Raw genomic sequence first — 20,747 nt, forward strand, 5'->3', positions numbered from 1 at the left:
AAGCTTACGCAATGATCAAAGCTTTAAATAAACTAACAGGGCTAGGTATGCCTAAAACTTACCGAATTGATTGAAATAATACCATTCTAGTGTTGTCACCTCTAAATTTGAATTACGCAACAAAGCCCCCTTCAACCCCAAAATGACAACACCGCACGACTTCAATGATGAAGTGTGCGGTTTTTTATTGCTAATTTTCTCGTCTACGGCACAAAATTGTACACAATATTGTGTTAAACATTAATTAGTTGGTTGGTTGTTGTATTTTATGTTGCAAAAATGTGATCTTTATAAGTTGACTCAATGGTCAGGAAAAACAATACTTATTCACAGTGGAACAACAAATAAGTCGTAATATTGCTGCTTAATGGATAATGAGTTTGTCCCCATCAGGGTAAGCATTAATGGCATGTTCAGCCATACTTAAACAAGAAGATATCGGCAAGATGACGATACAAGGAGTTAACGTGATCACTTTTTTACTTAATCAAACCATCAAGCGTGAGAGTGGACTTTCACCAAATATGACGGTGCTGAATTATTTGCGTACAGAGCTAAATAAAACCGGCACCAAGGAAGGGTGTGGCTCTGGTGATTGTGGTGCCTGTACCGTGGTGCTAGGCGAACTAGTGGATGGCCAACTGCAATATCGCAGTGTCAATTCTTGTTTGACCTTTGTGTCATCTTTACATGGCAAGCAGCTGATCACAGTCGAAGATCTACACCAAAAATCGTCATTGCATCCCGTACAAAAAGCCTTGGTGGATTTCCATGGTTCACAATGTGGTTACTGTACACCTGGTTTTATTATGTCGATGTTTGCTTTAAGTAAAAATAAACCCAATGCCAATAAAGAAGAGGTCATGGAATCGTTAGCGGGTAATTTGTGTCGCTGTACTGGTTATCGTCCGATTGTGGATGCAGCGCTGTCTATTAGTAATGAGAAGCCTTTACTGGATCAGTTTGCACAACTTGAGCAGCAAACTATCGCGAAATTGGAAAAAATTGAACAAAAAACTGCGCCGATGGTGCAGGGGAACCTAACCAGTTTCTCGCCAACTACCACGGCGGAACTGGCTGATTTATATCTACGTCACCCACAAGCTAAGTTGGTGGCTGGTGGTACGGATCTAGCGTTAGAAGTGACGCAATTTCATCGTGATATCGAAACGTTAATTAACATCACTGGCGTGAGCGATATGAAGACGATCAGTGAAACCGAACAAAATATCGTGATTGGCTCTAACCTGCCGATCAGTGATTGCTACGCCACATTGGCTAATTATTACCCTGATTTCGGGCAATTATTGCATCGTTTTGCCTCATTGCAAGTGCGTAACCAAGGTACTATTGGGGGGAATGTCGCCAATGCGTCTCCTATTGGCGATACCCCCCCTCTTCTTATTGCTTTAAATGCTCAAATCACGCTGCGTAAAGGTAATCAAACCCGCACCTTACCGATAGATGAATACTTTATTAATTATAAAGTGACTGCTCAGCAAGAGTCTGAGTTTATTGAAAAAATAATCATACCTAAACCATTGGATCCCAATGCGCAGTTTGGTGCTTATAAACTGTCTAAGCGATTAGATGATGATATCTCAGCCGTTTGTGGTGCATTTAACTTGGTGATTGAAAACGAGGTGGTCGTGGATGCAAGAGTGGTATTTGGCGGCATGGCGGCCATACCTAAGCGTGCCGCATTATGTGAAAAAGCCTTAATAGGCAAAGCATGGAATAAGCAAACCGTTGAAGCCGCGATGGAAGAAATGGCGCAAGATTTTGAACCGCTTTCAGATTTTCGCGCCAGTAAAGAATACCGTAGCAAAACGGCTTGCAATATGTTGATGCGCTTTTTCTTAGAGCAACAAACCAATGCCATCACGCAAGCCAACAGCCACAAATTTAAACAAAACAGTATTGAAACGAGGGTCACGTCTTATGTCTAATCACAATAAAATCACATTAAGTTACGATGAACTTCTGACTCAATATAAACAAGATCTGACCACCGGTGTGGGAAAATCGGTTAAGCACGATAGCGCCACAAAACAAGTCACAGGTGAAGCGGTCTATGCCGATGATCGGTTAGAGTTTCCTAATCAGCTGCATGTGTATTGTCGTTTAAGCACCGAAGCGCATGCCAAGATTGTGAGTATTGACACCAGCCCTTGTTATGAGATTGATGGCGTCGATATTGTGATCACCAGTAAAGATATTCCTGGGCAACTTGATATAGGCGCGGTATTTCCTGGCGATCCTTTGCTTGCCGATGACATTGTAGAATATTACGGCCAACCTATTATTGCAGTGGCGGCCAAAGATATGGAAACCGCGCGCACCGCAGCATTAGCGGCCAAGATCGAACTGGAAGCTTTACCCGCGATTTTAGATGTAAAAGAAGCGTTGGAAAAAGAGTTCTTCGTGAATGATACCCATGTGCAACAGCGCGGGGATTATCAAGCGGCGTTAGCATCTTCTAAGAATGTATTGGAAGGGCATATTAACGTTGGTGGTCAAGAGCACTTTTATTTAGAAACCCAAGCCAGTAGCGTGGTACCAAGTGAAGATGGTGGAGTGATTGTTTACACTTCAAGCCAAAATCCAACCGAGGTACAAAAAGTAGTTGCGGGCGTTTTGGGTGTGCCAATGCATAAAGTGGTGATCGATATGCGACGTATGGGGGGCGGTTTTGGCGGTAAAGAAACCCAAGCCAATGCTCCAGCCTGTCTTGCTGCAGTGATTGCTCGCTTAACAGGTAAGCCTACCAAAATGCGGCTGTGGCGCAACGATGACATGGTGATGACAGGCAAACGTCATCCATTCTACAACCAATATAAAGTGGGCTTTGACGACCAAGGGCGTATTACGGGCATCGATTTATCGGTAGCGGGAAATTGTGGTTATTCAATTGATTTGTCTCATTCTATTGTCGACCGAGCAATGTTCCACTCAGATAATGCTTATTATCTCGGTGACGCTAAAGTGGTCGGTTACCGTTGTAAAACCCATACCGCTTCGAATACCGCCTATCGTGGCTTTGGTGGCCCACAAGGCATGATGACGATTGAACATATCATGGATGAAATTGCTCATTATTTGGGTAAGGATCCGCTTGACGTTCGTAAGCATAATTATTATGGCCTAGCAGACCGTAACGTCACTCATTATTATCAAACGGTTGAAGATAACTGTTTATTTGATATTACCGAGCAATTAGAAAAAACCAGCGAATACAAAAAACGTCGCCAAGAGATCGCGCAATATAATGGCAATAGCCCAATTTTAAAGAAAGGGATCGCACTGACACCCGTCAAGTTTGGTATCTCGTTCACCGCCACGTTTTTAAATCAAGCGGGGGCGTTATTACATATCTATACCGATGGCAGTATTCATTTAAACCATGGTGGCACTGAGATGGGACAAGGACTGAACATTAAAGTCGCCCAAATTGTGGCGCAAGAGTTCAGTGTCGATGTCGATCAAATTCAGATCACGGCCACCAATACCGATAAAGTCCCTAACACGTCCCCAACGGCGGCATCTTCTGGTACCGATCTTAATGGTAAGGCGGCGCAAAATGCGGCTCTAACGATTAAAGCACGTTTAGTTGAGTTTGCAGCCAGCCACTACAAAGTCACCCCAGAAGAAGTGGTGTTTAATAATGGCGTGGTGGAAGTACGAGATCAGTTGTTCTCATTTTCCGACTTTATTCAGCAAGCGTATTTTAATCAGGTGTCGTTATCGAGCACAGGTTTCTATCGCACGCCTAAAATTTATTATGATCATGAAAAAGCCTGTGGGCGTCCATTCTATTATTTCGCTTATGGTGCATCTTGCTCGGAAGTGATTGTCGATAGGCTGACGGGGGAATACAAAATTTTGCGCGCGGATATTTTGCACGATGTCGGCGCATCACTTAACCCTGCGATTGATATTGGCCAGATCGAAGGTGGCTTTATCCAAGGCGTCGGTTGGCTGACCACCGAAGAGCTGGTGTGGAATGAAAAAGGCCGTTTAATGACCAATGGTCCTGCGGGCTATAAAATTCCGGCCATTGCCGATATGCCCATTGATTTTAGAACCGAGATTGTACAAAACCGCACCAATCCAGAAGACACGGTATTTAACTCAAAAGCGGTGGGCGAACCGCCATTTATGCTCGGCATGTCGGTGTGGAGCGCGCTAAAAGATGCGGTACATGCAGTCGCACTAGAAAATGCCAACTCAGGTGACAACGTCACAGTTCAGTTGGATACCCCAGCCACACCAGAGCGTATGTTGTGGGCAATGGAGCGCGCAAGAAATCCTCAAGCAAAGCCACGCAGCGATGAATCGAGTCACAAGCGTCGAAAAGTGGCCAGCGAAAAAGAATAAAAGTGAGATCATGTTTCATCGTTGATTTCACCACATAATGAAGGATGTATTATGAATACGGATCAAAACCCGATCAGCCAAATCTCGTGGATCCAGCATCTTGCATATCTTGAACAACAAGGTGAAGAGTGTGTGCTGGTCACCGTACTTGAAGATAAAGGTTCGGTCCCTCGTGATGCAGGAACCAAAATGATCGTCACCCGTGATGAATTATTTGCCACCATAGGCGGTGGTCATTTAGAGCATTTGGCCACCCAAATGGCGCGCGAGATCTTAATAAAAGGTGAAAACAAAACGCATATCGAGCGCTTTAATTTAGGCGCAAGATTAGGCCAATGTTGCGGTGGCATGGCAACTCTAAGCTTTGAACCCATCGGCTTTAATCAACATCATTTAGTATTATTTGGCGCAGGTCATGTTGCAAAAGCTCTGGTGAATATCGTACAAACGCTACCATTTAAAATTACTTGGATAGATGAACGTGAAGCGGAGTTTCCTACTCAATTGGCACCGAATGTGCATAAGTTAGTCAGTGATGATCCGGTCGGCGAAATCAAACATATGCCAGCCAATAGTTATTATTTGGTGATGACGCATAATCATCAGCTCGATTTTGATTTAGCGCGTGCGATCTTAACTCAAGATAATGCGAGTTACTTTGGCATGATTGGCTCACTGACCAAACGCAAGAAATTTGATTTACGCCTATCTCACCGAGGTTTTTCTGCTGATATTATTGATAATATGATCTGCCCAATTGGCATTGGCGCAGTGAAAGGCAAGCACCCTGCTGAAATTGCAGTGTCGGTGGCGGGTGAGTTAATAGCCCATTATCAAGGCCAAACACTCGAACAAAAAAGGCCAATAAAACAACATGGATTAGTCGGATAAATCGTTATCAACCATAAAAAAACACTAACCAAAAATTATCGAATTAGCACAAAGTTTAGTATCACAGAATTTCGTAGCACAGAGTTCAGTATTAAAGGTATATCAATAAGGAAATCGTATGCCGCAACATAAAACCGCGTATCGTAGTGCCATTATTCAAATTCTCGCCGATCCCAATGAAGTCGGTATCGAGCAAGCTTACCGTTACTTTGAAGACGGCTTATTGGTGGTCGAAAATGGTAAAATTATTGATGTTGGTGATCATATCGAAACCATTGCTAAACATAATAGCGATATGAAAATGATCAACTATCGAGATAAAATTATCACCGCAGGCTTTGTGGATACGCATATTCATTACCCCCAAACGGGCATGATCGCCTCTTATGGGGAGCAACTGCTCGACTGGCTGGAAAATTACACCTTTCCAGAAGAAGAACGGTTTAAAGATCCAGAATATGCCGACAAAGTCGCCAAGATATTTCTTGATGAGCTTGCCAGTAACGGCACCACTACCGCATTAGTGTTCGGCACGGTCCATAAACAATCGGTCGATGTGTTTTTCCAAGAGGCCAAACGCCGTAATTTACGCATGATCTGCGGCAAAGTATTAATGGATCGCAATGCGCCAGATTATTTAACCGACACGCCCGAATGTGGCTTTAACGATTCAAAAGAGCTGATTGAAAAGTGGCATAACAATGGGCGTTTGTCGTATGCCGTGACACCACGTTTTGCCCCAACCAGCAGTCCTGAGCAACTGGCAATGGTCGGTAAATTACTACAACAATACCCAAGTGTGTATATGCATACCCATTTGTCGGAAAACAAACAAGAAATTGAATGGGTAAAATCGCTCTTTCCGGAACGTGAGGGTTATCTTGATGTGTATGATCATTATGGTTTATTGCATCAACGTTCGGTCTTTGCTCATGGTGTACATCTATCCGATTGTGAATGTCAGCGACTATCAGAAACCGGATCGGCGATTGCCTTTTGTCCCACTTCTAATCTGTTTTTAGGCTCTGGATTGTTTGATCTCACTCGTCTTGAAGGCTATGGCGTACGAGTCGGAATGGGTACCGATGTTGGCGCGGGCACCAGTTTCTCATTGATGCAAACCATGAGTGAAGCTTATAAAATCATGCAGTTGCAACAACAAAAACTGCATCCGGTAAAATCCTTATATCAAGCCACATTAGGCGGAGCCAAAGCGTTATATTTAGACGATAAAATTGGCAGTTTAGAAGTGGGTAAAGAAGCCGATTTTGTGGTGCTAGAACCCAACGCCACTACCTTGATGAAATTTAGAATGCAGCAAGCCAAAACCTTATCAGAAAAGCTTTTTGTATTGATGAGTTTAGGGGACGACCGCACCGTGCATGCCACCTACATTGAAGGAAACTTAGCGTACAAAAATTAGCACTTAAAAAGCTTTGCATGTCTTATTGTGAGCTGAAATATGGCTGCTGTTTTTTAACCTAAAAGCGGAAAGTGAAGCCGACATTGGATTGAAATTGATTCATCCAATCCGATTCAAAATGGATATAACATTTATTCACATCATGCGCGCTATAACACACGGTTGAACTGCTGCTATCGACCGTGGTACCTAGCCAGCGAAACTGAGCATTGAGCGCAATATGCGGGGTGAGTTTGTATTCTAACCCTGCAAAGCCTGTGGCTGAAAACCCCACCTTACCCTTGGCCCAATCAACGTCAATATACGAGCCGCCAAGACCTATGCCAACATAACCTAACAGCTTATCGTTGATCGGCAGATCTAAGCTGCTTTGTAAGTATAAATATTTGACCGGAGAATCTAAATCGAGATCGTCTAATTGGCTATCTTGCTGAGTATAAAAGAGCCCAATCCTGCCATTTTCTACTGGGATCTCAATGGCTATCGAATAGTTATAATCGCCTTGGATGTCATAACGATTATCTTGAGCATCTTTCACTTCACCACCAATGGTATAGCCGATCATCGGTGTGATCATAATATCAGCATAACTACTGACACTGATAAGCGTGAGTGAAAGGATCAGATAGTGCTTCATCATACGTCATCCATATTGTTGAATAAATGTTGTTGACTAAATCTTGCTGAGTACATAGGGCTGAATAAATACTCAAATTGAGCTGCTTACATTTTAAGCAATCATAGGATCTATTTCTTCAACTATATCAATTTATTATTAATATATGTGACGGGATCTAGTAATGTGTATGTAAGCCTGTGAAAGTGGATTTAAAACAGGGGTGAGAAGTCGCGTGAAGGAGTGGTGATGAAGATCAAAACAATATCAATGGCCATCTTGATTTTAGGCTGTGTACCATTTGCTTGGGCGGAAGCGCCGAGCGCCTACGATTTATGTTTGCTGGATAAAATTAAACAAAAAAGCGGCGATGCGACGGTGGCGAGTATTCGCAGTGAGTGCCAATTGGAGGAGGTGACTCAAACCACGGTTGCAATCAATCAACCAGATGAAAACCTCGCGACTCAACGTTTTAAATCGGAACGTGAAGTCGCCTTCGAACCTTTTGTGATGACCGCGCATCGACTCAATTATTTATTACCTATCACTTATACCGATAATATTAATGAGAAAGCGTATGACAATACCGATTGGTCTGATGGTTTAAGCCATGCAGAAGCAGAGTTTCAGATAAGTTTTAAAGTGCCATTAAACTACGGTGATTTAATGTTTGATGGGGATGCATTGTATTTCGGCATGACGTTAAAGTCTTTTTGGCAAGTGTACGCTGAGGATATTTCGCGTCCGTTTCGTGAAACCAATTATCGACCAGAATTATTCTATATTACTCCTACAGCTTGGACCCCCTTTGGCGGAAATACCGCGGTAGGTTTCGGGGTGGAACATGAATCGAATGGACAAAGGCAAGAGTTATCTCGCAGTTGGAATCGAATTTATACTCAATTTTATTTTGCCAAAGACAATTTTGTGGTGGCAGTTCAACCTTGGTGGCGCATTCCTGAAGATGAGAAAAATTCCCCCGATGATTCTGACGGTGATGATAACCCTGATATTGATGATTACATGGGGCACTTTGAGTTAACCAGTGCTTATAAGTGGCATGATTTAGAATTTTCCTTTATTGGTCGAGAGAATTTTTCCACTCATAAAGGGTATGCCGAATTCGGATTTTCGTTTCCTATTTGGGGGAAAATTCGAGGTTATGGGCAATACTCATCAGGATACGGCAGCAGCTTGATTGATTATAACCAAAACCAACAAAGGATCGGGGCAGGAGTGGCGATTACAGGTTGGTTATAGCGCTCAAAATAAGCATTGAATGGTATGATATATAGTCGGATGTTATTAGGTAACCAAATGTAAATTGTTTATCATTACTGCACTTTTTGTACCCATTCTAGCCAGTTGCGGAAGCGTTTATTTTAACTATCTGGCCATTCTATTTTGAGTAAATACTGAAATTTATGCATTTAATCCTTCAACACAGTAAAAAATGGTCGTTACGCATACTGGCGCAACTCGGCGTGGTTCACAACGATAGTCAAAATATTTCAGTCATTCCATTAATCGAGCGTATTAAGGTCGCTTTGGCAGCATTTACCACTATTTTTATCGTCACCACCATTAGCACCCAGATACAAGACTCCAATGCGTCGTTGATATTACTCGGCTCAATGGGCGCTTCAGCGGTGATCATCTTTGCATTACCAAGCAGTCCATTAGCCAAACCTTGGAGTTTTTTAGTGGGGCATACCGTTGCCGCAACGTTAGGCATTACCATGACGATGGTGTTGTCCGATTTTGTCTTATTAGCCAGCGCAACCATTGGCATTGTATTAATGTTGATGTACATCTTTGAATGTATGCACCCACCGGCCGCCGCAACAGCATTAGTGCCAGTGATAGGCAGTCGCAATATGGATATCGGTTATGAATTGCTGATGCCAGTGATGCTCAATTTATTGGTGAGTTTAATTTTAAATCGCTGGGTTTTACGCAGAAAGCCGTCAGCTTTGCCAGAGCGATTTGATCCGGTGCATTTGCACAATGATCAAAGCCCACTTAAACGTTTAGGTTTGCAGCAAGAAGATTTAATGCAAGCAATCAACAGTTTCGATACCGTACTAGCGGTCAGCGAGCAAGACTTAGAACAGATCTATCAGCAAGCGCAACGTCATGCTTATCAAAGGCGCAGTGGCGAAGTATTAAGTCGAGATATTATTCGCACGATGTAATAACGATTAGCCAAGATGCTTCATTAGGTAAGGCATGGAAGTTACTGCATAAACATAAAATCAGCATGTTACCCGTGGTTAATGATAATCAAGAATTGTTAGGGGTGATTTCCAGTGTCGACTTTCTTAAAAACTTAGCTGTACCGAGTTATTCGGGTTTGCTGAAACATTTGAGCGTGATATTGGTGAAACGCAAACATAAAAAAGAAGTCAATAATCGAGTGCAAGATCTGATGGTCACCAATGTGACGGCGGTAAAAGACACCGATCATATTGTCGCGTTAGTGCCGCTTCTTTCTGACATTGGTTTGCATCATATTCCTGTGCTCGATTCTGAACAAAAACTGTGCGGCATCATTACTCAATCGGATCTGATTGGTGCGCTGTATTCAGTGAATCAAAAAGGCTAAATTTAAGTAGAATTAAGCGCTTAAATCGACGATATATACTCATTCATAAGGCTTAAACGCCATCAAGTCACCATATTTCAAGGTTAACCTAAGCGCTTGGTAACTTTGCTCGGTATTAATCCATTTATTGTTTTCACCATTGCTAACAAACTCAGGCTGGGTTAAGCCAAGATGCTGCGCCATCGCTTGATAATAATCCGCGCGGGTTGGATGAGAATGGGCGGAAAGATGCAAAACTTTACGTTCAGGCCAATGTTGGAGTATCGATTGAATAGCGCAAATGATGTCGTGCTGGTGGATTAAGTTCACCGGTGTTAAGCCATTATCAAGCGCCTCTTGGCTAGACAGATATCGCTTCACAATATGCTTAGCTGGGTGACGGTCTGGGCCTATTAAGCCTGATAATCGCAATACCACCAAATTATCTTGCCACTGTTGACGTAATTCATTTTCCAGCCAAACATGTGCCTGACCTGAGTCGGTATTTGGCTTAGTTGGCGTGTCTTCGGTGATCTCTCCGTGACAATCGGCATAAACGCTGGTGGTACTAATGAAGATGACTTTTTTAATGCCATGCAATTTTGCTTGTTCAGATACTTGCATCACATTGTGTTTAAATTGCTGCGCGCTATTGGGTTTACGGCGCGGTGGCAAATTAATGAACAATACGTCAGAGCTGAAAAAGGCGTTTAATTTTGTATACTTATCGTTGTTATCGTGACCAATCTGATTGCTAAGATTGTTGTTGGAATGGTCAATCAAAGGCAGCTGAAGTTGCACCCCATGAATACCGTATTCTTTAAGGCCAACCACTTCGTCCAGATTTTGTTTTGAACCATAAACGCAATAACCATCAGAGACTAGCGACTTAGCCAGCGCCAAACCTAACCAGCCGCAACCACATATACTGATATTTTTATCCATAAATTGAATTGTCCCTAAATTGTTATCTTCTAAACCAATTTTTGTGGTATACGCTAACCACAAAGCAGCATAAAATCATAAAGTGGTATAAAATTCCCTTCATTCAAAATTTCACATAGAGCGCAGCATGGCAAATAAACTGAGTGACTTTAGTGTCCAAACCTTAATTTGTAATGATCTACTTGAAAAACAAATGGAATGCAGAGAGCTGCTGTATGATTTTAATCACTCCAGACCGAGAGAGATAGAACTGCGTCGCTCGATCTTAAAAAAGATCATCATTAATTACCAAGGCACCCATATCGAGCCACCCTTTATCTGTGATATTGGCCAAAATTTTACCATTGGTAAAGGCGGATTTATCAATTATGGTTTAACTGTGCTCGATATTGCGCCCGTTACCATTGGCGATCATGTATTGATCGCGCCAAATGTGCAACTGTGCGCTGCCAGTCATCCGATTTTATTAAGTGAACGTATTCAACCTTTTGCCTGTGGTGAGCCGATCTCGATTGGCGATTGTGTGTGGATAGGTGCTGGTTCGATTGTGTTAGGCGGCGTCACTATTGGCAGCAATAGTGTGATTGGCGCGGGCAGTGTGGTCACCAAAGATATTCCTGATAACGTGATTGCCGTGGGTAACCCGTGCAAAGTGATCAAAACCATTGAACATGGCAAAATGCCAACTCAAGCTGAGGTGGATGCGCTATTGAAAAAACACGGATTAGAAGGGTGGGGTTAAGCCATTTGATTATCAATGAGACAAAACTCAGCAGTGTGGGGCCTCGCCCAACTTTAACCTTAGTTCGTGGTTTGCCCGGCTCTGGTAAATCGACGTTGGCGGCACAATTAGCGCAACAAACTGGCGCGATACACTTAGAAACCGACATGTATTTTGTCAACGCTAAAGGTCATTATCGCTTTGATGCTAAAAAGCTCAGTGATGCACATGAGTGGTGCCAGCAACAAACCCGCCAACATTTAACACAAGGGTTCAGTGTGATCGTGTCGAATACATTTGTTTGCTTGTGGGAGATGAAAGTGTATCAAGAGCTCGCGCAGCAACTGAATATTACGATTGAAATTCAAGTATGCCGAGGCGAGTTTGGCACAGTGCACAATATCGACGCCAGCGTACTGGCAAATATGAAGCGCAAGTGGGAAGAGTCGTAAACTCCTTGATAAACCACTTATTCAAATGAATCTCATTTTAATGGAATTGGTATAACCGTAGTGGCTTATTCTTCAGTTTCAAAAAATGGTCGTAGGATTTTTTCGTAATCTTCAACGCTTTGCGCGCCTGTGATAGCGGTTTCATTATTAAATACCATTGTTGGTACGCCGCTTATTCCCATTTCGATCCATTGATTTTCAATCACATCAATTTTGTCATTTTCAGAAGCATCACTTAGATGAGCCAGCATTTCAGCGGCTTCAAGACCAACAGATTCACCAATTTCGAGTAATACTTCAATATCTGAAATATTTTTACCATCGGTAAAGTAGCCGGTCACCAGAGCGATAATAAGCTGAGTTTGCAGCCCTAATGAATAGGCGTAATCGAGTAAAACATGGCAATGACGAGTATTGTAAATGCGAGATTGGTCGGTGAAGTTAAAATCGAAATTAACCTTTTTGCCACACTCAATCAAATGTTGGCGATTGCGGTCACTTTCTTGCTCGCTGATCCCGTATTTACGCACAATATGATCGCGTAAGTTTTCGCCTTCTGCGGGCATATCAGGGTTTAGCTCAAACGGATACCATTCTACCGCAATCTGATGTTGCCAGTTATTTTTCACCACAGCATTACGCAAGTGCTTAACGCCGATCACACACCAAGGGCAGACAAGATCTGAAATGATATCAATTTTGAGTTTTATATCGGACATGCTGCAACCTTGCCAATGATGATGTTTAAAAAATAGGATCTCATTATGTAAGTTGATGGCTGAGAGTCAATAGGAATAAGGCACAAAAATTACCACTAAAGTGTGATCTCACCCAGCAAAATAATTTGCTTGCTGTTTAATCAATCTAAATGCTTCTTAAATCTGAGTGAGGCAATAATCATACCAACTACGCTAAAGCCAAGTAACCATAACGCATCGTAACTCATGTCTGCGATGGCGGCGTCGCGTAAAATGACGCCTCTTATCAAGCGCATAAAATGGGTGGCGGGCAGAATTTCAGAGATATATTGCGCCACCACTGGCATGCCATCATAAGGAAACATAAAGCCTGAAAGTAAGATTGAGGGCAGTAGGATAAACACCGTCATTTGCATCGCTTGCAGTTGATTAGTGGCAATGGTCGACAGCACTAAGCCTAATGCCAAGCTCGCCAGAATAAATAACAAAGTCGCAATACCGAGTGACACTAAGCCGCCTTGTACCGAAATATTAAATAGGAAATAACCGAGCGCTAAAATAATACTGGTTTGGATTAAGCCAATAAATAAATAGGGGATCACTTTACCAATCATCAGTTCGATTGAACGTACTGGGGTAGTGATCAGCATTTCCATATTGCCGCGTTCACGTTCGCGTACAATCGCCGCAGATGTAAACATGATCATCGTCATGGTAAGAATAACCGCGACCAGTCCGGGAATGATATTGACTGCGGTGCGCTGCTCGGGATTGTACAAAATGGTGGCGGCAAAGGTTGGCGTGACTTGATTAGCCGGTTTATCCAATAATTCGGTTAATGGCATGGAACGCAAGCTTTTGATCGTCGAGGCTATTATGGTGTCAGAGCCATCGATAATCCATTGCGCGATCGGGCGGCTGGTTTCGCCACTGGTGGCCGGTGGGGTACTTTGTCCAATGGCATTATTGCGCACCAAGCGTTGCGATAAATCAGGCGGAATATACAAAACGGCGCGAATTTTGGCGCTGGCAACGTCTTTTTGCGCTTGGTTTAAATCGGTATATTGCTTGGTAAAGCTCACGGTTTGAGTCGCTTCTACCGTTTGGACTAATACTCGGCTTAACGTTGTTTGGCTTAAATCGACCACCCCAACCGGAATATGGCGCACATTGGTATTAATCGCATAACCAAATAAAAGCAGTTGAATAATAGGGATTAAAATGATCATACGAAACGTCATTTTATCGCGTTTAAGTTGCAATAACTCTTTAAAGAAGATGGCTTGAATACGAGATAAAAACATCATTGTCTGCCATCTCCGGTGCAAGTGACAAACACATCTTCAAGGCTAGGGCGAACTTGTGAAAATTGCTCAGGCTTGAAATTACTTAACGGGGCTTGATGGCGTAAAAATGCCACCGGATCGCTTTGGCTATCTTGAATTAACACCCGTAGACGAGAGCCTAATTGCGCGGCGCTGATCACTTGTGGTTGCAAAATAAGGTGTTGTTTCAACTGGCGTAAGTTATGGCTTTCAATTTCAATGACATGAGCGCCAAGTTGCGCCATTAACTCATCCGGTGAACCATCGGCGCGTTTAAAACCAGACTCTAAAATCGCCAATTTATGGCAACGTTCAGCTTCATCCATATAGTGAGTTGAGACTAAAATCGTGCTGCCTTGTTCGCATAGATCAAACAACTGCTCCCAAAATTCGCGTCGATTTTCAGGATCGACCGCGGAAGTCGGTTCATCTAAAAACAGTAAGTCGGGCTGATGCAAAGTGGAGGCGGCAAGAGCTAAACGTTGCCTTTGACCGCCACTCATACTGCCTGCTAATTGGTTTTTACGTTGATCGAGACCGTAAACCGACAGCAGTTGTTCAATCCGTTGTTTTTGTTGTTTGGCGCGTAGACCATAAATTTTAGCGATAAAGCGCAAATTTTCTTGTACCGTGAGATCGTCATATAACGAGAATTTCTGCGTCATATAACCAATCTTTCGGCGTAACTTTTCAGCATCTTGTGGCAATGAATGCCCGAGCACGTTAATACTGCCGCTAGTGGGGCTTAATAACCCTGTCAGCATTCGAATTGCGGTGGTTTTTCCCGAGCCATTAGGCCCCAAAAAACCATAGATTTCCGCTTTTTTAACCTGCAAATCGAGCGAATCAATCGCTTTTAAGTCCCCAAAACTGCGGCTTAATTGTTCGGTTTGAATCGCAAATTCGCTGATGTCTGTTTTATTGTTTACTTTTGCTTCACTCATGGCAAATCCACTTGAACGGGGATCCCAGAAGGCAGTTTAGTGTAGTCATCCGGCAGTTGAACTTCGGCTAAATACATTAAATTAGCGCGATCTTCTTGGTTTAAGGCGTAGTATGGGGTGAATGCAGGTTCACTCGATACCCATGTCACTTTGCCGTTAATCGCTTGCTCTAATCCATCAACATGCACAGTTAAGGTGTCGTTAATATGAATATTGACCCGTTTTGGCTCTGGAATATAGATACGAGCGTAGGGTGCTTTATTGGCGAGTAAAATCGCGACAGGGCTACCGACTGTAACACGTTCGCCTAAGTTCCACGGTAAATTATCGAGCACCCCATCACGAGTTGCGCGAATGGTTAAATCGGCGAGCTTTTTCTTTTCAGCTGCCAGTTGAGCACGTTGAGTTTTAAGTTCAGCGCTGGCAATGCGAATGTCTTCTTCACGATTACCTGCGAGCAAAGCATTAAGGTTTTGTTGGTCGCTATTGAGCTTGGCTTGGGCAGAATCACGATTGGCGAGCGCTTGATCAAGATCGGATTGGCTGGCAAGTTTACGTTTCACTAAGGTTTGCTGACGCTTATAGGTCGCTTGCGCATCCACCAGACTGGCTTTAGAACCGGCAACATTGGCTTGAGAGGCGGCAATATCTTCTTTGCGTGGCCCCGTTTCTAGTTTATCTAAATTGGCTTTTGCTTGCGCCATTTGCGCGCGGGTTTTACTCACAATGGCTTGTTGATAGGTGTCATCAAGGCGAACTAAGATCGTGCCTTTGTTGACCGTTGAGCCTTTTGCTACCGGCAGTTCAACCACCACTTCATTAGTGACCGCAGTTTGAGCAATGCGATCACGTTCGAGTGTGCCGAGTGCTTGTGAAGAGGAACCGCTAATATCGCAAGCCGTTAACAGCAAGCCAGCCGCTAATAATGAACCGGTTTTCCAGAGTGTTGAGATAGCGCACATAATGATCCCTATGTTATTGATGTCGCGTCTAAAGCCTCGTTATGCAGTTTTAGGGTTCTCATCTAAAACGGTTCGGACTGAAAATTTATTTGCCAATGAATACAGCTCTGGCAACATTCTATAAACCAGATGTAACTGCTGCAAGATCAAGCGAACCGATTCATCATCACCCTCACGCCATTCACTTAAACGTTTGTCTAGCTCGCTGCTTAATGATGTCGGTGAAATATCGCTTTCTTGAATCAGAAGATGCTGTTCTAACGATTCTAAATTATCGTGGATCCCTTGATGTGCTTCTAATATTAATAAATGCGTTTCGGGATCATCAATGCGTTTTCGATGAGCGCCAAGCGCCGAAATATAACTTAACATGGCATGGTTTAGGGTTAAGAAACGAAAACTTTCATCAATAGCTTTTCGATATTTATCCGGCTCGGCCAACATATTACTAATGGTGGTACTTAATGTGGAATCCATAGTATGTGCCTCACGACGAGCCAATCGGTAATTAACATCATCACGTTTGCCAACTCGATATTGCGCAATAATATGGCCAAGATAATGGTTATTTGCTTGGATCGCTTCAGACATCACGCGGTGTAATTTTTTTGCCTCCCAATCGGGCAGCAAATAACGCACTGCCAATACGGCTAATCCACAACCGATAATGGTATCAGCTAAGCGAGGCAGAATAACCGCGTAACCTTCACCTAATTGATTAAAGCAAAATAAAACCAGTAACGTAATAAAAGCGGTTGCAGAGCCATAGTTATTCATTCTAAAAGCAAAGAATAAGGTGCCAGATGCGACTAAAAACACCAGCTGGCTCTCTTGAGAAGGGAATAAGGTTAATAGTACACTGCCGACAATCAAGCCGACAATGGTACCAATTACTCTTGCAACTAATTTTTGACGAGTGGCACTAAAGTTAGGTTGGCAAACAAATAAACTGGTCAACATGATCCAATAGCCACGTTCGAGATCAAAGCCTTGAATAATCGCGTAGCCAATGGTGAGTACGACCGACATTCTTAAAGCATGACGAAATAACATCGAATCTTTATGTAGATTATTGCGAATACGTTGCCACATCACTTTTGGTGTGTGGGCGGTAGTATCATGCAAGGAGTAATCGTTAGCCTCACCACTGGTATTCTCGATCGTCATTGTCGATGCATCGGGATTGCTGACATTAGAAAGCTGCTTTTCAACTGTGACCAAGTTATTGAACAGGTAGAACAACTGCGCCAGAGGCAGTTTCCAGTCTGGATTTTGTTGATCTTTTAAATATTGCATCGAGGCTTGTAGCTCATCGAGCGCGAGAATGGAATCGCCATCGTATTGATATTGTGAACCAGTTTCTAATGCTTCTGAAATGGAACGGCATGCTTTTGCTTGAGTGATCATTAGATGTTTAAAGCGAAACAAAACATCGCTGCGTGAGAAATGTTCGGCCAAATCTTGATAGCGATAATGACTGGAACTGATCCGTTCATGGATATCTTGCGCTAGAAAATACATTTGCAAATATCGGTCGCTTGGGCCGTCAACATGCCCGCGTTTAGAGCGGATCAGCAAGGTGCTTTTGGCTTGATTTAACGCGTTGACCGTACTGGCATTAAGCTTGGTTTCTAAGATGCGATAAGGTTGAGGGGTTAAGCCGACAACCGGATGAAATAAATCACTTTTCCCTTCTAGATAATTAGCCAGTTCTGCAAAAACATTGGCTAAACCCTGTTGGACCGGTTGCATCGGCCAAAAAATCTGCCATACCATCGACACCAATGAATACCATGCCGCGCCGAGTAATAATAACGTTGGTTGAGTCCAAATATCGGTGCTGATATGAATGCCTAGCATGGTATAAATGGCAATTAATAACGAACCGAATGCAATACTGGCATAACGTGGACCAATCGCCCCCAACATGATAAAACCAAAGGTACTGGTAAATAGGCCAAGTGCAAATAATAGTGGGAATGGGAATAAGATTTCGATTGAAAAAGAAGCAATCGCAAAGCAAATAAAGGTGAGGAAGAGGGCCTTGAGCCGTCCTGTGAAACTGTCGTCGGTTTCAGCCAGTGCAGCAGCAATAACACCTAGAATCAGCGGGGTTATTTCGTGATTAAATTGATAATACCAACAAGGCAAAACGACCCCAAGTAGGGCAATTAAAATTCTTACGCAATAATTAATGGTTTTATTTGACCAGTAATGGCGAAATTGACCCAATGAATACATCATATAAATGCTAATAACCTTAACGATATTAATAGCTTTGAGTATAGCGCTTTCAACATGGAAACCCTAGTGCATTATCGCTGTAACAGTGTGTGAAATAGGGAAGTTTTTAACAATTCTGTCGCGCTTACTGGTATTATTTGCCGGTAAAGTGATTAGAGCTGACGGTCAGAACGCCCGATGTCGACCAAGTAAAAGGAAAAAGCCCCATGTTTTTAAGCGCGAGTCGTATGGCTCAATTCTTTATTCAAAATGAATATCATCAAGTGGAATTAAAGGATCAGTGCGTGACCTTGTCATCGCAACTGGATGAAATTCAGATCCCGTTTGGTGCATGGAATGGCGATATCACGGTCGAGCATGGTTTGAAGTGGGGCAATTTATACTTCCATGCTCATGTGGAAGATGATGAACAACTGCAATGGTTAGTACAAGGGCTGCCTTGGAAAGACTGCCAACGTTTCGCGCAATATGCGGTTCATCAGTATCGAGATTGGCAAAAAGATCAAAATGATTCGTTAGCCGAGCTATTACCGAATTGGCTTAAACAACTGCAAGAGTTAGTCAATCAACCCAGCTATCTCACTCATTCAGCGTTGCATCATTGGATCAATAATATTAGTGAAGATTTAAGCAAAAAAGAATTAGAAATTGCTGATATTATTCATTTATTCCCCAACGCGGATGAGAAAGAACAGCGCGAATCTTTGTCGTCTGGCATGTTATTGATGAGCGGTTTAAAGCGTTGGTTAACTTATCCAGAACGCTCACTCGAACAACGCAATAAGGTGTGGTTGCAAAATCAAACCAGTGAATGGGCTGATTTTTTCAATCAATGCGAACGCTCGCCGCTCAATGCTTCGCAACAAAAAGCGGTGTTATTGGATGATGACCATACCTTAGTTTTAGCCGGTGCGGGTTCGGGTAAAACCAGTGTCTTAACTGCGAAAGTCGGCTATTTACTGAAAAGTAAGCAAGCGACGGCCGAGCAGATTTTAATGGTGGCATTTGGTCGAGAAGCGGCCAAAGAAATGAAACAACGCTTAACCGATAAATGGGGTGAGGCGGCAAGCGCTATTCAAGTGAGCACTTTTCATCAGCTAGGGTTGAATATAATTAAGTCGGTTGAAGGGGGGAATGTTGAGGTTTCATCACTGGCCACAACGCCAGCGCAAAAAAGTGCTTGGTTCTCACATTGGCTTAAAATGCATTGGATGACAGAAACTAATTTTAAACGTTGGCAGAAACATTTAGCTGAATGGCCCATCGCCTTTTTACAAGGTGATGTTGAATTAGGCTCACATGTTGAAAATCCAAAACTATTGGCGTGGGTAGAGCAACAAGTCGATCAACTGTCGAGTTTGCAAAAAACCAAAAAACAACTGCAACAACAATTGGTTGATCATGACGACTACCCAAGGTTAAGCAGCGAATTAATGCTGGCGTGGCCGGCGTATCAAGCATGGCAAAAAATGTTAAAAGACGAGCAACAAATCGACTTTAACAGCATGATATTTAAAGCGACACAATACATCAAGCAAGGCAAGTTCATCCCAACTTGGCGCTATTTAATGGTGGATGAATACCAAGATATTTCACCAAGTCGCTTAGAGTTGCTGGATATGATCTGCCAAAAATCGCACACCAAAGTGCCGTTAGTACAAACCAGTTTAACCCAACCATGTGCATTGTTTGCCGTGGGGGATGATTGGCAGGCAATTTATCGCTTTGCAGGCGCGGATGTCACATTAATTACAGGTTTTAAAAATCGTTTCCCGCATGCACAAATTGAAACATTGGACACCACCTATCGCTTTAATAATCAAATTGGTGAGGTAGCCAATCGCTTTGTGCAATCGAACCCATATCAGATCAAGAAAGAGCTTAATAGCCATAAGCATCAAAAACAAAGAGCCGTCAATATCGCGCCTATGCATCATCTTGAAGGTATATTAGATGGGCTTAACGTGAAGCAAACCACCAAGCGTAAAACCGTGCTAATTTTAGGTCGAAACCGTTACCATGAACCTAAAGACTTGAGTAAGTTACAAAAACAACACCTGCATTTAGATATTCAGTTTAAAACTTGCCACGCCAGTAAAGGGCAAGAAGCGGATTATGTGATCATCGTATCAACCGATGATGGGCAACTGCCAGCCATCGAACGTCAACAGCATTTACATGATGCTTTATTGATGGGGCGCGATAAATTCCCATTTGCCGAAGAGCGCCGTTTATTTTATGTCGCCATGACCCGTGCCAAAGAAAAACTGTGGATCTTACATAACGCCAAACCATCGGTGTTTATCGAAGAATTAAAAGCAGGGCGCTACCCGATCAATATTAAAAAGCGTTGATGGTTGAGGAGCACGCTTTAGAGTTGAGTGTTTGTTACTTTTCCGCAGTTCAAAAACAAAAATGGCTTGGTTAGATTTCTCTAATGAAGTGACCCCTTAAAGTTGGACATTTCTGTTATGCGGCTTCCAAGGCCTGATTTCGGTATTCTACCGGAGTCAGGCCTTTTAATTTGACCTTAATTCGATCGTTATTGTAATAATCAATATATTC

At 42.9% G+C, this 20,747-nt stretch carries 18 protein-coding genes; 10 read left to right on the top strand and 8 right to left on the bottom strand.

The window, feature by feature from the left end; all coding sequences use genetic code 11:
* Window positions 1-467 precede the first annotated feature (467 nt).
* From xdhA to guaD, 4 genes are all read left to right on the top strand, one after another.
* Complete coding sequence (gene xdhA, locus HC723_RS13995; RefSeq protein ID WP_342365745.1) at window positions 468-1,949, top strand: xanthine dehydrogenase small subunit; 1,482 nt, start codon at window positions 468-470, stop codon at window positions 1,947-1,949.
* Complete coding sequence (xdhB, locus tag HC723_RS14000; RefSeq protein WP_190339518.1) at window positions 1,942-4,377, top strand: xanthine dehydrogenase molybdopterin binding subunit; 2,436 nt, start codon at window positions 1,942-1,944, stop codon at window positions 4,375-4,377. The genes xdhA and xdhB overlap by 8 nt, the downstream gene beginning before the upstream one ends.
* Before the next feature lie 51 nt (window positions 4,378-4,428).
* Complete coding sequence (xdhC, locus tag HC723_RS14005) at window positions 4,429-5,268, top strand: xanthine dehydrogenase accessory protein XdhC (protein WP_194704554.1); 840 nt, start codon at window positions 4,429-4,431, stop codon at window positions 5,266-5,268.
* A gap of 118 nt (window positions 5,269-5,386) precedes the next feature.
* Window positions 5,387-6,691: a guanine deaminase gene (gene guaD / locus HC723_RS14010; protein WP_153448688.1), complete on the top strand. Its 1,305-nt coding sequence runs from the start codon at window positions 5,387-5,389 to the stop codon at window positions 6,689-6,691.
* 58 nt (window positions 6,692-6,749) lie between these two features.
* On the opposite strand, the gene HC723_RS14015 is transcribed toward guaD, so the two are convergent.
* Window positions 6,750-7,331 carry an outer membrane beta-barrel protein gene (locus HC723_RS14015; RefSeq protein ID WP_153448687.1) on the bottom strand — a complete coding sequence of 194 codons (582 nt, stop codon included), beginning with the start codon at window positions 7,329-7,331 and terminating at the stop codon, window positions 6,750-6,752.
* Window positions 7,332-7,556: 225 nt separating this feature from the next.
* On the opposite strand from HC723_RS14015, the gene HC723_RS14020 reads away from it, so the two are divergent.
* The 3 genes from HC723_RS14020 (at window position 7,557) to HC723_RS17355 (ending at window position 9,912) form a co-directional block, all read left to right on the top strand.
* Window positions 7,557-8,567, top strand: a complete 1,011-nt coding sequence (locus tag HC723_RS14020) for a phospholipase A (protein WP_190339519.1) — start codon at window positions 7,557-7,559, stop codon at window positions 8,565-8,567.
* 164 nt (window positions 8,568-8,731) lie between these two features.
* Window positions 8,732-9,502: an HPP family protein gene (locus HC723_RS14025; RefSeq protein ID WP_203218775.1), complete on the top strand. Its 771-nt coding sequence runs from the start codon at window positions 8,732-8,734 to the stop codon at window positions 9,500-9,502.
* A 44-nt stretch (window positions 9,503-9,546) separates the two neighbouring features.
* Window positions 9,547-9,912 (top strand): CBS domain-containing protein, encoded by a 366-nt coding sequence (locus HC723_RS17355; protein ID WP_238925503.1) that lies wholly within the window; start codon window positions 9,547-9,549, stop codon window positions 9,910-9,912.
* Between the two features lie 39 nt (window positions 9,913-9,951).
* Here the strand turns inward: HC723_RS17355 and HC723_RS14030 are convergent, their stop codons facing one another.
* Window positions 9,952-10,836 (bottom strand): NAD-dependent epimerase/dehydratase family protein, encoded by an 885-nt coding sequence (locus HC723_RS14030; protein WP_190339520.1) that lies wholly within the window; start codon window positions 10,834-10,836, stop codon window positions 9,952-9,954.
* Between the two features lie 127 nt (window positions 10,837-10,963).
* Here HC723_RS14030 and HC723_RS14035 point away from each other — a divergent pair, with 127 nt between their 5' ends.
* Both HC723_RS14035 and HC723_RS14040 read left to right on the top strand, forming a co-directional pair.
* The gene (locus HC723_RS14035) at window positions 10,964-11,578 is read left to right on the top strand and encodes a sugar O-acetyltransferase (protein WP_153448668.1); all 615 of its coding nucleotides are present in this window, start codon (window positions 10,964-10,966) and stop codon (window positions 11,576-11,578) included.
* 35 nt (window positions 11,579-11,613) lie between these two features.
* Window positions 11,614-12,009, top strand: a complete 396-nt coding sequence (locus HC723_RS14040) for an ATP-binding protein (RefSeq protein ID WP_153449017.1) — start codon at window positions 11,614-11,616, stop codon at window positions 12,007-12,009.
* Between the two features lie 65 nt (window positions 12,010-12,074).
* On the opposite strand, the gene HC723_RS14045 is transcribed toward HC723_RS14040, so the two are convergent.
* From HC723_RS14045 to yccS, 5 genes are all read right to left on the bottom strand, one after another.
* Entirely contained in the window at window positions 12,075-12,728 is a 654-nt protein-coding gene (locus HC723_RS14045; protein ID WP_153448667.1) for a DsbA family oxidoreductase, read from the bottom strand.
* A 140-nt stretch (window positions 12,729-12,868) separates the two neighbouring features.
* Window positions 12,869-14,014, bottom strand: coding sequence for an ABC transporter permease (locus HC723_RS14050; RefSeq protein WP_153448666.1), 1,146 nt, complete (start codon window positions 14,012-14,014; stop codon window positions 12,869-12,871).
* Entirely contained in the window at window positions 14,011-14,943 is a 933-nt protein-coding gene (locus HC723_RS14055; protein WP_342365746.1) for an ABC transporter ATP-binding protein, read from the bottom strand. Before HC723_RS14055 ends, HC723_RS14050 begins: the two co-directional genes overlap by 4 nt.
* Window positions 14,944-14,972: 29 nt before the next feature.
* Window positions 14,973-15,938: an HlyD family secretion protein gene (locus HC723_RS14060; RefSeq protein ID WP_190339522.1), complete on the bottom strand. Its 966-nt coding sequence runs from the start codon at window positions 15,936-15,938 to the stop codon at window positions 14,973-14,975.
* Window positions 15,939-15,977: 39 nt separating this feature from the next.
* On the bottom strand, window positions 15,978-18,179 hold the full coding sequence (gene yccS, locus HC723_RS14065; protein WP_190339527.1) for a YccS family putative transporter: 2,202 nt from the start codon (window positions 18,177-18,179) through the stop codon (window positions 15,978-15,980).
* A gap of 209 nt (window positions 18,180-18,388) precedes the next feature.
* On the opposite strand from yccS, the gene helD reads away from it, so the two are divergent.
* A complete protein-coding gene (gene helD / locus HC723_RS14070; protein WP_190339523.1) occupies window positions 18,389-20,536 on the top strand; it encodes a DNA helicase IV in 2,148 nt (715 codons plus the stop codon).
* Window positions 20,537-20,651: 115 nt separating this feature from the next.
* Here helD and HC723_RS14075 read toward each other — a convergent pair.
* A partial coding sequence (locus tag HC723_RS14075) for an IS3 family transposase (RefSeq protein WP_190339524.1) occupies window positions 20,652-20,747 on the bottom strand: 96 nt, incomplete at its 5' end.

Origin of the sequence: Vibrio sp. S11_S32, from assembly GCF_014694465.1 — a bacterium.
Taxonomy (GTDB): Bacteria; Pseudomonadota; Gammaproteobacteria; order Enterobacterales; family Vibrionaceae; genus Vibrio; species Vibrio algicola.